This is a genomic window from Bacillus sp. CCNWLW194, assembly GCF_037120585.1.
Taxonomy (GTDB): Bacteria; Bacillota; Bacilli; order Bacillales; family Bacillaceae_G; genus Bacillus_A; species Bacillus_A basilensis.
The window spans coordinates 1-14,286 of the sequence record NZ_JBBBBL010000010.1; the positions used below are offsets into that span (position 1 = coordinate 1).

General features: G+C 36.0%; 11 protein-coding genes. 7 read left to right on the forward strand and 4 right to left on the reverse strand.

The window, feature by feature from the left end; genetic code table 11:
* The first annotated feature begins 584 nt into the window (after nt 1-584).
* The 5 genes from V7S50_RS21465 (at nt 585) to V7S50_RS21485 (ending at nt 7,295) form a co-directional block, all read left to right on the forward strand.
* Nucleotides 585-1,469, forward strand: coding sequence for a D-amino-acid transaminase (locus tag V7S50_RS21465; RefSeq protein ID WP_098557035.1), 885 nt, complete (start codon nt 585-587; stop codon nt 1,467-1,469).
* Between the two features lie 209 nt (nt 1,470-1,678).
* On the forward strand, nt 1,679-3,421 hold the full coding sequence (locus V7S50_RS21470) for a C40 family peptidase (protein ID WP_242254309.1): 1,743 nt from the start codon (nt 1,679-1,681) through the stop codon (nt 3,419-3,421).
* 346 nt (nt 3,422-3,767) lie between these two features.
* A complete protein-coding gene (locus tag V7S50_RS21475; protein WP_063221834.1) occupies nt 3,768-4,979 on the forward strand; it encodes a NupC/NupG family nucleoside CNT transporter in 1,212 nt (403 codons plus the stop codon).
* 262 nt (nt 4,980-5,241) lie between these two features.
* Nucleotides 5,242-5,997, forward strand: coding sequence for a dGTP triphosphohydrolase (locus tag V7S50_RS21480; protein ID WP_242254307.1), 756 nt, complete (start codon nt 5,242-5,244; stop codon nt 5,995-5,997).
* Nucleotides 5,994-7,295: a glycosyltransferase family 2 protein gene (locus tag V7S50_RS21485; RefSeq protein WP_242254306.1), complete on the forward strand. Its 1,302-nt coding sequence runs from the start codon at nt 5,994-5,996 to the stop codon at nt 7,293-7,295. Before V7S50_RS21480 ends, V7S50_RS21485 begins: the two co-directional genes overlap by 4 nt.
* A gap of 143 nt (nt 7,296-7,438) precedes the next feature.
* Here the strand turns inward: V7S50_RS21485 and V7S50_RS21490 are convergent, their stop codons facing one another.
* Together V7S50_RS21490 and opuD are read right to left on the reverse strand one after the other, a co-directional pair.
* Nucleotides 7,439-7,573 carry a hypothetical protein gene (locus V7S50_RS21490; RefSeq protein ID WP_000833067.1) on the reverse strand — a complete coding sequence of 45 codons (135 nt, stop codon included), beginning with the start codon at nt 7,571-7,573 and terminating at the stop codon, nt 7,439-7,441.
* A 282-nt stretch (nt 7,574-7,855) separates the two neighbouring features.
* Nucleotides 7,856-9,373 (reverse strand): glycine betaine transporter OpuD, encoded by a 1,518-nt coding sequence (gene opuD / locus V7S50_RS21495; RefSeq protein ID WP_063221837.1) that lies wholly within the window; start codon nt 9,371-9,373, stop codon nt 7,856-7,858.
* A gap of 665 nt (nt 9,374-10,038) precedes the next feature.
* Between opuD and V7S50_RS21500 the strand changes: the two genes are divergently transcribed.
* Together V7S50_RS21500 and V7S50_RS21505 are read left to right on the forward strand one after the other, a co-directional pair.
* Nucleotides 10,039-10,911 (forward strand): cell wall-binding protein EntA, encoded by an 873-nt coding sequence (locus tag V7S50_RS21500; RefSeq protein WP_242254304.1) that lies wholly within the window; start codon nt 10,039-10,041, stop codon nt 10,909-10,911.
* Between the two features lie 79 nt (nt 10,912-10,990).
* The gene (locus V7S50_RS21505) at nt 10,991-11,293 is read left to right on the forward strand and encodes a DUF3910 family protein (RefSeq protein WP_242254302.1); all 303 of its coding nucleotides are present in this window, start codon (nt 10,991-10,993) and stop codon (nt 11,291-11,293) included.
* Between the two features lie 42 nt (nt 11,294-11,335).
* On the opposite strand, the gene V7S50_RS21510 is transcribed toward V7S50_RS21505, so the two are convergent.
* Both V7S50_RS21510 and V7S50_RS21515 read right to left on the reverse strand, forming a co-directional pair.
* Nucleotides 11,336-12,715, reverse strand: coding sequence for a zinc ribbon domain-containing protein (locus V7S50_RS21510; protein WP_242254300.1), 1,380 nt, complete (start codon nt 12,713-12,715; stop codon nt 11,336-11,338).
* Between the two features lie 13 nt (nt 12,716-12,728).
* A complete protein-coding gene (locus V7S50_RS21515) occupies nt 12,729-14,282 on the reverse strand; it encodes a hypothetical protein (RefSeq protein ID WP_242254298.1) in 1,554 nt (517 codons plus the stop codon).
* Nucleotides 14,283-14,286: the final 4 nt, after the last annotated feature.

Here is a 14,286-nt window from a genome sequence, read left to right on the forward strand (position 1 = left end):
CCACAGAAAAATCCCCTCCATAGTAAACAGGTTAATGTGCTTTCTTTTTCCTGTCTACTATAAGGGGATCATATCATAATCTCAGCCTCTTTTTTTTATATTTCTCCATACAATCACTTATATTCATTAACTTTAACATTACATAACCTTTACCAAATATTCACATAGAGTTAACGAAACATCTCTATAATAAAATATGTAAACGAGGTTCTATATATTTCTTATCTCTCATCTGCAATAAGATCCCTTAAAGAAATATGTGAATCGTTTTATTTCTACTTTCTTATAATTGTCTTTCAATATGTTTTGTTTCCATACACAAAACATTCAATAAGACGATGTCCCTATGAAAGATAGCTACCCTCCTTGTGCAGCATTCCATAAGAATGTTGCTTTTTTTTATTTAAAAGCAGGATTCTTATTTCTTATTTTCGAATTTGTATATACAAAATGCTATAAATCACCACTACTTCTCTACCATTTACAAATACATATACGTCATATGTAAGGAGTTACCCACATAAAAATTACTATAGGGATTTTTATGAATTAAAGTTTCACTTTACTTATGCACTTACGAAAGGATGGGACGAAAATTGGCATATGAAAGATTTGTACTTTGGAATGATGCAGTTATTGATACAATGAAACAAAAAACGTACATAGAGCTTGAAGAAAGAGGCTTGCAGTTTGGTGATGGTGTCTACGAGGTTATTCGCCTATATAAAGGAAACTTTCACTTATTAGATCCGCATATCACAAGATTATATCGCTCCATGGAAGAAATAGAATTAACACTCCCTTTCTCAAAAGCAGAACTTATTACCCTACTTTATAAACTAATTGAAAATAATAACTTCCACGAAGATGGAACTATTTATTTACAAGTATCTCGTGGTGTACAAGCTCGTACCCATACATTCTCATATGACGTCCCTCCGACAATCTATGCCTATATTACAAAGAAAGAAAGACCAGCATTATGGATTGAATATGGTGTACGCGCTATATCAGAACCAGATACGCGCTGGCTACGCTGTGATATCAAATCATTAAATTTATTACCAAATATATTAGCTGCTACGAAAGCTGAGCGCAAAGGTTGTAAAGAGGCACTTTTCGTACGAAATGGTACTGTAACTGAGGGAAGCTGTTCTAACTTCTTTCTAATCAAAAACGGAACGCTTTACACACACCCAGCCAATCACCTTATTTTAAATGGCATTATTCGTCAATATGTCCTTTCTTTAGCGAAAACTCTTCGCATTCCTGTACAAGAAGAACTTTTCAGCGTTCGTGATGTTTATCAAGCCGATGAATGTTTCTTTACAGGAACGACGATTGAAATTTTGCCGATGACTCATCTTGATGGAACCGCAATCCAAGATGGTCAAGTTGGCCCTATCACTAAAATGCTACAAAGATCCTTTTCTCAAAGTTTGTTACAATCCAATATGTCATCTTCTTAAACACGAATAATTTCTATTCTTTCTACATTCAATATATATATTTAAATGGAAATCAAGGTATAGATTTATGCCTTGATTTTTTTTGTAATCTTTTTGTCATATTCAGATTCCCGCATAAGTCTTGACAGTAATCGACATGCTCTTTAGAATTTTTAACAGTTGGTAAATATTTCTTCACTACATTACAGACAGAAAGGAATCGACAAATTATGAAAAAATACCTTGCCGGTCTTGCGGCAGTGTCTGTAGCAGGAGGAGCAGCACCTACACTTGATAGTGTTCAAGCTGCCCCAGAACAAAATACACAAAAAGCTGCTACAACTGTCCAAGCTTCTGCATCAAACAGCTCATCTTATACGGTAAACGCTAGCGTATTACATGTTCGTGCAGGATCAAGTACTTCTCACGACATCATCTCACGCGTTTATAACGGTCAATCCTTAAACGTGATTGGCCAAGAAAATGGTTGGTTCAAAATTAACATTAATGGACAAACCGGTTTTGTTAGCGGCGAATTTGTATCAAAAAATGGAGCAAGCAATTCTAATGTAAGTAATACAAGTGGAAACAATAAAGTTACTGCTGATGTATTACGTGTTCGTACAGCTCCTAACACTTCTAGTTCTGTTTCAGGACGTGTATATGAAGGACAAGCTTTAAACGTAATCGGTCAAGAAAATGGTTGGGTGAAAATCAACCATAATGGACAAGTTGGCTATGTAAGTGGCGAATTCGTATCTGGTGTTTCTTCTAACGCAGGTTCTTCAAACAACAATACGAATAATAACAACCAAGAATCTGTAAAACCAGCAAGCGGAAACTATACAGTAAATGTATCTTCCCTTCGGGTTCGTACAGGCCCTAGCACTTCTCACACAACTGTAGGTTCTGTTACAAAAGGACAAGTAGTACAAGTTGTTGGCGAAGTGCAAGATTGGTTCAAAATCAATTATGCAGGCCAAACAGCTTACGTAAGCAAAGACTACGTAACAAAAGGCGGTTCTAGCGATAACGCTACACAAGGAAACAACCAAAATAATAATCAAAACAATAATGTAACTGTTCAAACTGGTGGTACTTATGTTGTTAACGCAACATCTCTACGCGTTCGCACAGGCCCTGCTACTTACCATAGCGTAATTGGTGGCGTATTAAATGGTTCGACATTAAACGTAATTGGCTCTGAAGGTAGCTGGTTTAAAGTTAACTACCAAGGAAAAACAGGCTACGTTAGTAGCGAATTTATGAAATTCGTTAAAGGTGGCACTACTACTCCTGAGCAACCAAAACAACCTGAACAACCTAATCAAGGTGCAATTGGTGACTACTACATTAATGCTTCTGCATTAAACGTACGTAGCGGCGAAGGTACAAATTATAGAATCATAGGCGCACTTCCACAGGGACAGAAGGTTCAAGTAATCTCTGAAAACTCTGGATGGAGTAAAATTAACTACAACGGCCAAACTGGTTATATCGGAACACGTTACCTTTCTAAAACACCAGTTGGAGGCGCAGTAGATAATAAGCCTAACAACAACCAAAATAACAATCAAAACAATAACAACAATAATACAGGTAATAATAGCGGCAACAGTTCTTCCATACTTGCATATGCAAAAGGAATGCAAGGCGTACCATACGTTTGGGGCGGAACTTCTGCTACTGGTGTTGACTGCAGTGGTTACATCTACCACGTATTTAAGAAATTTGGTCATAACATTAGCCGACAAAGTGTTGCGGGATATTGGGGTAGCCTACCACAAACTTCAAATCCACAACCAGGCGACTTAATTTATTTCCAAAACACTTATAAATCGGGTCCTTCCCACATGGGTATTTACCTTGGGGGCGGATCATTTATCCAAGCTGGAGATAAAGGTGTAGCAATCGCTTCATTAAGTAACTCTTATTGGAAGAGCCATTTCTTAGGATACACAAAAGCACCTTAAGTTATATTTTTTGAGCCTTCTAGATTACTAGAAGGCTCTTTTTAATATGTTTCACCTATATCCACGAAAAAATAATGTATCTATTTCCCTATTTCATACACCATATTCTACAAAAACAATCCATAACGTTATCATAATGTATATATTTTCATAAAAAACATAACCTATTTCATGTGTATTTATTTTATATGTGTTTTTTCAAAGAATTTTCTTTTTATTTAAACTTTTCGTTAGACGTTTGACCTCCGATGTCCATTATGATAAGTTACTTAAGATGTTATATTCGTAAACGTATAGACAACTGGTTTATACACTTTTTTTACTATGAGGAAGGAGCATACACTGCATGAATCTTTTATGGGGAATTGGCGGCGTGATTGGAGTATTAGCAATCGCTTTCTTACTATCTTCCAACCGCAAAGCTATTAATTGGCGCACAATTTTAATCGCGCTAGCATTACAAATGTCATTTTCATTTATCGTATTACGATGGGATGCCGGAAAAGCAGGTTTAAAATACGCTGCAGATGGCGTTCAAGGATTAATTAATTTTTCTTACGAGGGAATTAAGTTCGTTGCTGGGGATTTAGTCAACGCAAAAGGCCCTTGGGGATTTGTATTCTTTATTCAAGCACTACTTCCAATTGTATTTATTAGTTCATTAGTAGCAATCTTATATCATTTCGGTATTATGCAAAGATTTGTTAGTGTCGTTGGTGGCGCATTAAGCAAACTTCTTGGAACTTCTAAAGCAGAAAGTTTAAACTCAGTAACAACTGTATTTTTAGGACAAACTGAAGCTCCAATCTTAATCAAACCTTACTTAGCACGTTTAACAAATAGTGAATTCTTCACTATTATGGTAAGCGGTATGACAGCTGTTGCCGGATCAGTTCTTGTCGGCTATGCAGCAATGGGTATTCCGTTAGAACACTTATTAGCAGCAGCAATTATGGCAGCTCCATCAAGTTTATTAATTGCGAAACTAATTATGCCAGAAACAGAAAAAGTAGATAATAACGTTGAGCTTTCTACAGAACGTGAAGATGCAAACGTTATTGATGCAGCTGCACGTGGTGCTTCTGAAGGTATGCAACTTGTTATTAACGTAGCAGCAATGTTAATGGCTTTCATCGCATTAATCGCTTTATTAAACGGTTTATTAGGATGGGTTGGTTCTTGGTTCGATATTAAACTTAGCCTTGATTTAATCTTCGGTTACTTACTATCACCATTTGCAATCTTAATCGGGGTTTCTCCTGGTGAAGCGATACAAGCAGCAAGCTTTATCGGTCAAAAACTTGCAATCAACGAATTCGTTGCATACGCAAACTTAGGACCGCACATGGCTGAGTTCTCTGACAAAACAAATCTAATTTTAACATTCGCAATCTGTGGATTCGCAAACTTCTCTTCTATCGCAATTCAATTAGGTGTAACAGGAACGCTAGCTCCTACTCGCCGTAAACAAATTGCACAATTAGGGATTAAAGCAGTTATCGCTGGTACACTAGCTAACTTCTTAAATGCAGCAGTTGCAGGTATGATGTTCCTATAAAATAAATCAAAGCCCCCCTCTTTCTAAAGAGGGGGGCTTTTTATTATGCTCCTTATTTTTTCGATATATATTAAATACTTTACGTCTAAATATAAAAACATTATGATACAATAATTAGTAAGTCTGTTTATTTTTTCTTGCCAAAGAGGGATACTACTTGTTGTTGCTCTCTCCAAAAGAATCTAGTCATCTGGTCTATTTCTTAATAATTGCGCATACTACAAATATCCTTGCATGAATTATCTTTAAGGAGGAAAGTTTTGTGAAAGATAACTTCTATAAAGTCCTCTCTATGTGGATTTTACAAATCTTATTTTATTTTACAACTGTACATGTAACACAATACGAGCATGCTCTCATTTTTACAATTATATATGTAATTGTTAATGTACTATTTCTATTTTTGGCTGATAAAACTGCATTTGTTTTCTTCATATTAGGAACCATTATTTCGGTGTTCTACCTATTCTACCAAGCATGGCTTTACTTATGGAGTACATCAGAACAATGGGAATACATTATTACACACTTCCTAATGGCAGCAAACTTCTTCATTGTATATATATCAACTCATTTATTAAAGAAGGTTATTCATGAAAATAAAGAATTAACCGACCGTGTGAGAACGTTAGAACAGTACATTGGAGAATCAAAATTATTAACGAGACAAGAGTTCGAAAGAAGACAAGCATTATTAATCACTGCAATGAATCGTCGCAATGAAACAGGTGTTATTATTTCCTTCGACTTCACTTCCTTTAGTAAATATACGAAGGAAAGTGTTATGGATCGTGTAGCTTCATTATTAGTTGAAACGGTAAGAGCTGACTTTGACCTTGCTGCTGAATATGATAACAACACATTAGTCATTTTATTACAAAATACAAATGAAGCTGGTGCCGACATTGTAATGAACCGTCTACAACCCAAAATGGAAAAATGGCTTGCAGTTGAGGCAATTCAAGACATTAAGATTAAACGAGAACAAATCGCTACAAAAGGACCGACAGTATTATGATGACACTCGTTATACTCCTTTTATTCCTCTTGTTTTGCGTACTTGTTTTTTGGATTAGCATCACCTTTTCAATTAAATATGTACTTATTTTTACAGCTTTTCTGTTCTCTGGCTTACTCGTTTACTATTCTTTCTTAACACTTGCGGGCTTAGTTCACCGAAATAGGAAACGAAAAGATCGTACGTTAGAACATTATCCAAGTGTCGACATTTTAATACCTGCCCACAATGAAGGCGTAGTTATTAAAGATACTTTAGAGGCGATGGCGAAGATTGAATATCCAGGCAAACTAACTGTTTATTTATTAAATGATAACTCTCAAGATGAAACACCTGAAATCGGTGACGATTTTGACAAAGCTTATGCTCACATTCGTCACATTCGTGTTCCGGCGGGTGAACCAAAAGGGAAATCGCGTGTACTAAACTATGGTCTGAGTATCTCAAATGGTGAATATTTCTGTGTTTATGATGCAGATAACCAGCCTGAACCACATGCATTGCGAATGCTTGTAGAACACGCTGAAACAACTGAGGATGCTGTTGGAGCAGTTGGACATGTTCGTACTGTAAATGAAAAAAGAAACTGGCTAACACGAATGATTTCGTTAGAATTTCAAATCTTCCAGCTCCTTATGCAATCCGGACGCTGGTTACTATTCCAAACGGGTTCACTGACAGGAACAAACATGCTTCTTCGTCGCTCTGCATTAGAAGAGCTTGGCGGCTATGACCCTTATGCAATTGCAGAAGATGCTGAATTAACATTACGAATTACACAAAAAGGCTATCTCTTACCAATCGTTCCAGAATCGGTTACATGGGAACAAGAACCTGAGCATTTAAAAATCCTTATTAAGCAACGTACACGTTGGCTTCAAGGGAACTTGTACATTTTAGAAAAAATGTTTTCTTCATTAAGTTTCTTTAAAGGAAAACTTCTCGTCCATTCCTTACAACAAGTTTTAGTATATGTTGTATTTTGGCTATTCTTAATCATTTCGAACGTTTGGTTCGTAATTGGGTTACTCGGTATATTCCAAATTCAATATAGCATTCCACTACTATTTATGTGGTATGTCGCATATATTACATATGTTTCTCAATTATTTAGTGCCCAGAGTGTGGAACGAACCTTTACACCAACTAATATTTTTATTAGTGTTATCATGTACTTTACGTACGCACAGCTCTTTACGTACTTATTCATTCGTAGCTTAATTTTATACTTACGTGCAAAGAGCAAGAAACAAGTCATTGGCTGGGATAAAACAGTTCGATTCAAAAAAGATAAATAAAAATAAGCACAGAGCGCCGTATGCTCTGTGCTTATTTATTGCCGTATAAATTATATATCAGACAATACCCCTTAGCTGAAAGTAATTTCACGTCCATCCCCCAACGAACGATCGACCTTCATTTATATACGAAAAAGTGATTGCTATTTTTGTAGAACCAATTGCTTCTCTTGCTGTTCTTTGCGCGTTTCAGTCTTAGGTTCCGTGCTTTCTTGGACACTACGATGTGCCACACGTTTCAAACAAATATGCTTCCACTTTCTTTCGTAACGTTTCATTATTCTAGATGTCCCCCTTGAATGCGCTTTAAAACTATTTGAAATCGCTTACAGGAAATAATATAGCACATATACATAAACGTGACAACACATTTCCGACAATTTTTTGTCAAAAATATGAATAGAGTTTGTAAAATATCGAACATTGTCTAAATTCCTCGTTTTTTCTTCGTATAAAAGGCATACTACTTATAAAGTAAAGTATTTTATTTCCCTTACTCGCAGTTCAAATCCCTTCTATATAAAAAAGAGCTGATGTATAATCAGCTCTTTTTCCTTCTATTATTTATGACGCTTCATACGTCCTTCTTTTTGTAACTCTTTAAATAACGCTGCCATCATAAAGAAAATAACGAAGACGAATGGGAATGCCGCAATGATAGCTGCCGTTTGCAAGGCTTCTAATCCGCCGATATATAATAAGGTAGAAGCTATAGCGGCTAGAACGATACCCCAAATCATTTTAATACGGTTTGGTGGATTTAAACTACCATGTGTCGTTAACATCCCTAAAACAAATGTTGCAGAATCTGCAGATGTAATAAAGAATGTTGCAATAAGTAAAATACCTAAAACCGATAAAGCTGATCCAAAGCTGCCCATCTGATCGAACATAGCAAATAATCCTACTTCTGTTCCCATTTCTTTCACTTTTTCAAAGATATGTGCATCACCAAACAGCTCCATATGAATACCAGTTCCGCCGAAAACGGAGAACCAAAGTGCACCAATTACGGTTGGTACGAGTAACACACCGATAACAAACTCACGAATGGTACGCCCTCGTGAAACACGCGCAATAAATGTACCTACGAATGGTGACCATGCAATCCACCATGCCCAATAGAAAATTGTCCATGACTGAATCCATTGATTTCCGCCTTCATCTAATGGACTTAAACGGAAGCTCATACTTGGCAATTCCTGAATATAAGAACCAATCGTTGAAGTGAAGTAATTCATAATAAAGTTTGTTGGACCTGCAAATAATACAATTATCATAAGTGCAAATGCCAAAATAATGTTCGTATTACTTAAATATTTTATTCCTTTATCAAGACCTGTCTGCGCAGATAACATGAAAAGAACGGTTACGATTGCAATAATAACTAACTGAGTTGTTAATGAATTCGGGATAGATGTTAAATAACTAACACCACCGGCAATTTGTTTCGCACCAAGACCTAATGATGTCGCAACACCAAACACCGTCGCGAAAACAGCTAACACATCAAATGAATGAGCAATACGCCCATGTTCCCCGCCCTTAAATAACGGACCTACTGTTGCACTAATCGTACTTGCTTTTCCTTTTCTAAAAGTAAAGTAAGCAATACACAACGCTACAAACGCATATAGTCCCCAAGGATGTAATCCCCAATGGAAAAATGAAAAACGCAGTGCAAGACGCGCACTTTCCTCAGTTGCCCCTTCTCCAAACGGAGGTGCGTATAAATGGTTTAATGGTTCGGCAACGCCCCAGAAAACTAAGCCAATCCCCATACCAGCGCTAAATAGCATAGCAAACCATGTCATATAACTATAATCAGGTTCATCATCATCTTTACCTAAACGAATAGAACCGTATTTCGAAACAATTAAAAAGATAGACACACCTAAAATAATAGAAACAGAAATAATATAAAACCATCCAAACTTACTAACTAATGCAGTTTGAATTGCGGTTGTTACATTTCCTAGGCTACCTTTTCCAATAATAGATTCGGGAATAATCCCCCAAAGTGTAAATGCAATACATAATGTTAATGAAACGATGAATGTTTTTGTCAGTTTCCTCATCAAATCCCCCTTCGTAGGTTTCACTTTTGTAAATAACATAAATTCCGATATGTAAAATCGGATAGAAAACTATAATTTTTGTGGTGATTTTCTTACCTTCACCTTCACCAATTCGAATTCTTATGGACAGCCTTACCTTCCGTATAATCTTTTCACTCTGCAAGAGCTACGAGATAGGAATACTGCTGTCAAAATGTGCGAGAAAAATGCGGATGGGAATGTGTTTTCCCAAAAAAGGATGTGTTACAGATGTAAAAAAGGGCATTTTTCTTCCTTGCAACCCTTTCTTTTTGTAACAATTATGCGGTTTTTTTGCTAGTATATAGCACGTGTTTATAGTTTCACAAACGAATTGTTTATGTTTATATAACTATATTACCCATAAAACGGTAAAATACTCAAGGAATGTAATCGTTTAGTTAACGTTTTGTAACACTCCTGTAACATCTTTATTTACGTCGCAAAAAATATTTTGTATTAAATATTTTGAATATAATTAGAAACCTACTAGTCATATAGAATGAAAAACGCTTTCCTATATTTTTTGTTATATTACAGGATGTTAACGACTTATTACGAATGGTTTGTAATTGTGTGTTTTCCCCAAATCCGAAAAAATCTGTTGCTATAATGAGGACACGAAAACAAACGCAATGGAGGCTATCATGAAAAAATTAATTGGAATAGCAACAGCAGCAGTTTTTGGTCTTGGGATTTTCACCGCATCTGCTAATGCAGAAACTGTTGTAACAACAGACGTACTAAATGTACGCGAAAACCCTACTACGGAATCAAAAGTTGTCGGTAAATTACTAAACGGTAATAAAATAGATGTACAAAATACAGAAAACGGATGGTCAAAAATCACTTTAAATGGTAAAGAATCATTCGTAAGTGCAGAGTTCACAAAAAGCATCTACTACGTAACAGCTAACGTATTAAACGTACGTGCTGAAGCGAACACAAACTCAGAAATTCTTGGGACGCTGAAGAAAGACGATATGATCGAAACAACGAACCAAGTACAAAATGAGTGGTTACAATTCGAATATAACGGGAAAACAGCTTATGTTCACGTTCCTTTCTTAACAGGTACAGCACCTGTTATCGAGAAACAAGAACAACCTGCTCCTGCTAAAACTGTAGCACCAGCTAAAGCACCTGCAGCACAAGCAAAACCAGCTGCTAAGCCTGCTGTGAAAGCTGCTGAAACTAGCACACCTTCTGGTGGTCGTGAGTTAACAGTTGTAGCTACAGCATATACAGCTCATCCGAGCGAAAACGGTGGCACATACGGTGGCCGTGTATTAACTGCAATGGGTCATGACTTAACAGCGAACCCGAACATGAAAATGATCGCTGTTGACCCGAAAGTAATCCCATTAGGATCTAAAGTATGGGTAGAAGGTTACGGAGAAGCTATCGCTGGAGATACTGGCGGTGCAATTAAAGGTAACCGTATCGATATCCTACTTGGATCAGATAGCGCTGCTCAAAAATGGGGACGCAAAACTGTTAAAGTGAAAATTTTAAAATAACCAATGACTGCTAAAGCCAGTTCTCTTTGTTGAGAGCTGGCTTTTATTTTTTTATAATAGCTATAAGGAGGTTATATCCATGAATGTACAAGCAAAAGTAGACTGGATCGGTACACCAAAACCGTATATATATAAAGATGAAGTAACATACGACGCTACTTCCATTGACTTTTCACTCGCGGGCGATGACAATCGCTATAAATTAATTGTGCTCAAGTCTGAAGAACATACACATTACAAACTTGTCCAATATGGAATCAAACCCGGCTCACAAAAGCCATTCCCTATCGACATTCCATTCGAACAAAACATGTTACCAATTATAGAGCAAATACTACATGATCCATATGTACAAGCGATATTAAAGGAAACGCGCTTCTAATTGTAAAAAGGCTATCTCTATAATTGAGATAGCCTTTTTATATTAACGAGTCGGACCAGATACTTCCTCTGACTTAAGCGTATTATTCGCTCCAAGAGAATGGTACAATATCTTTCCATTTCCATTCACAGTAACAATATGGTCATTATTAAAGCTTTTAAACTTCACAGAGCCATCACCGTAACGAATATGATACTCTTCATATGTCGTTACTTTATATTTCGTTTCACTTTGACGCTCTACATTGCGAATTTCCATTGTTAATAAATCTTCTGTAATTCCTTTTTTGTGTAAATATTGTATATAATCACGGTCTTCCTTGTACGATTTCCCGCTCTTATCATAATTATTTTCAATTAGACTAAAATCATTTAATGAAATCGCACGCACATTATCATAAAGATGCTTTCGTACAAAGTCACCAACAGCCGAACTTGAAGTTTCTTTCGGGAATTTTAAATAATACGTGCTTTGGTCTCCAATTTTAATACTTTCAGATTTCATAACACCCAAATCAGTGTTTTTCTCTAAATGTACTTCTACCGTTTCATCCGTCGGTACAGGACCAAGTTTATAACTTCCGTGACTCAATTTCCCGCGCTTCTTACCATTGACAAATACAGTTGCATCATTTTCATCTGAAGAAATAGTTACATAATTTCCTTCTAATGATAATTTAACATCCACTTTCGCCTCTTTTTCATCTGCTAAGTCCACTTCTTTTTCTGTTTCTAATTCAGTTAGTTCTGTCTTCGCTTTTGCCTTTACAACGTAAGAACCAGGGAAGTACGGACCAACTTCTTTTGAAGTTTTATCATTTGATAACTCTGTCTCTTTCTTATCATTCACATATATTTCAGCACTTTTCGCAGTTGTGCTTACATTCATATAATAAGATTTCATATTAAGTTTATACTTCGGATATAAGAACCATTCTTTCCCGTCTTCTATAATTTGACCATCTTTAAATGATGCTTTATCACTTGCTAGTTTTTGATCCACTGTCTCTCTTTGTAAATAAGATAGTAGTTCTTTATTATAAGAAGGGTTTTCTTTTAAATAACGGATGTACCCCTTAATATCTTCAGCTTTCATTTTCAAACTCGGATCATCTACTTTTACAAACTCATCAATTGCATTCGCATCTTTCTTTTGGAATGCTTCAATCATAGCATTGACTTGCTTTTCTTTTGAAAACTTGCTTGCCCCAAATTTATACGCACCAAACAATATAGCAAAGATAACAACAAAGCATATAAGTAACATTATATTTTTCTTACTTTTCACTGGCTTTATTTCTCGTTGTACTTCTGAACGAGAAGAAGCTGTTTGATCAGCAATTACTTCTACCTTACTTCCACACTCAGAACAAAAGTTCAAATGATCCGCAACTTGTTTATTACATTTCCCACAAAACTTCAAATGGCTCTCCTCCTTATTTTTTTACTAACTTCATACCAGCAAATGTTAATGCGTACGAAAGAAGAAAACTACCTACTATTAAATACAGCGTGCTACTTTGAATAGAGAACAATGGTCCGGAAATCCCAGCAAACTCCTTCATAACTTCCTTACTCCCTGAAGCCTCAATATGAATTTTGGCCAATGCATTTACACAAAGCATCATCACAGTATACACCGCACTAAACACAGCAATAGTTACGTACATATTTTTCATCGGATATTGAGCCAATTTCATCCCAGCTCTAAATAGTAAAATGCATGGTAATAAAATTAATACCCCCCACCAGTGCATATAGGAATTGAAATCATCAATTTCTTTTACTCGTTTAAGATTCGCTCCATTAGCAATTTCCAGATCTTTTAATGACGTACCATTTATTGATATTCCTGACGTATAAGATAAATGCAATGGACCTTTTTTAATTGAGTATCTTCTCATTTCTCTATCCATATCTCCCCATTCAATTTCTGTTGGAGCAAAGTGAGCCATATTCCACATGTATGGTGTCGCTTCTAATGAAATGAATGTTTTATATGTTTTCTCGGGAAAATCAATTGGTCCCACTGACTTTGAACTGCTAAATAAAATTGTAATAAGTATAATACCAAATGTAATAAGCAATCCTTTTAATACAGTTACCACACTATAATAAATAGACGTTGCATATGGAACACTTCGACTCATAGAAGATAATAGACGGTGTGGCCCTGCTTGAATACACATACCAATAAAGGTAAATAATAAACCAAATATAATGCCATACAATAAACTAATAACATGAGAATAACCAATACTGATGGTCATCGTTTTATAGAATTGAGAAATTGTCGTAGAAGAACTTGCGATAAAGCTTACGATGCATAAGAAAATTCCATATACAATACCGATAACACTTGATGTTAGTAACTTCTCACGCCAAACAGCAGAAGGGTTGCTTCTCTCTAAAAAGAATCCAATTCCACCTAATATAAGTGCTGGAATTGCTAACAAGATGAACAATGGGAAATGAAGGATAAATGACATCGCATATTCCCCGCTCCCACTAACTTCAAGGCCTATTAAATGATACATTAAAATTAATGGTGCTATACCAACGAAAGATTGATTAATAGTACCCATATTCAACATACCGTTCATATTTGTAAGCATCGTTCTCACTAGGTCGTTAATCGCCGCATCGACAACTAAGCTACCAATCCAACCGGCTATAAACATACATACGATTGCAAGCCCACCACCAAGTAAACCTTTTTTCAAAGTGCTTCCAGATGGACTTACATGTAATTGTAAACCTTCGTCTGGTAATCTTGTTTTCATCTCTTTTTTCATAATACCTAATAAGGAATCCCCGCATTTCTCACAATACGTAGCAGTCCCTTTACTTTCAACTCCACAAGTTCGGCAATACTTTGAGTCTTTCGGCGCTAAGATAACTTCACTTTCTACACTACCTGTACTTGATCCATCATGTGTACAATAATTCGCTACATCCGATTGTTCTAGACCACAAGTTTTACAATACATGTTC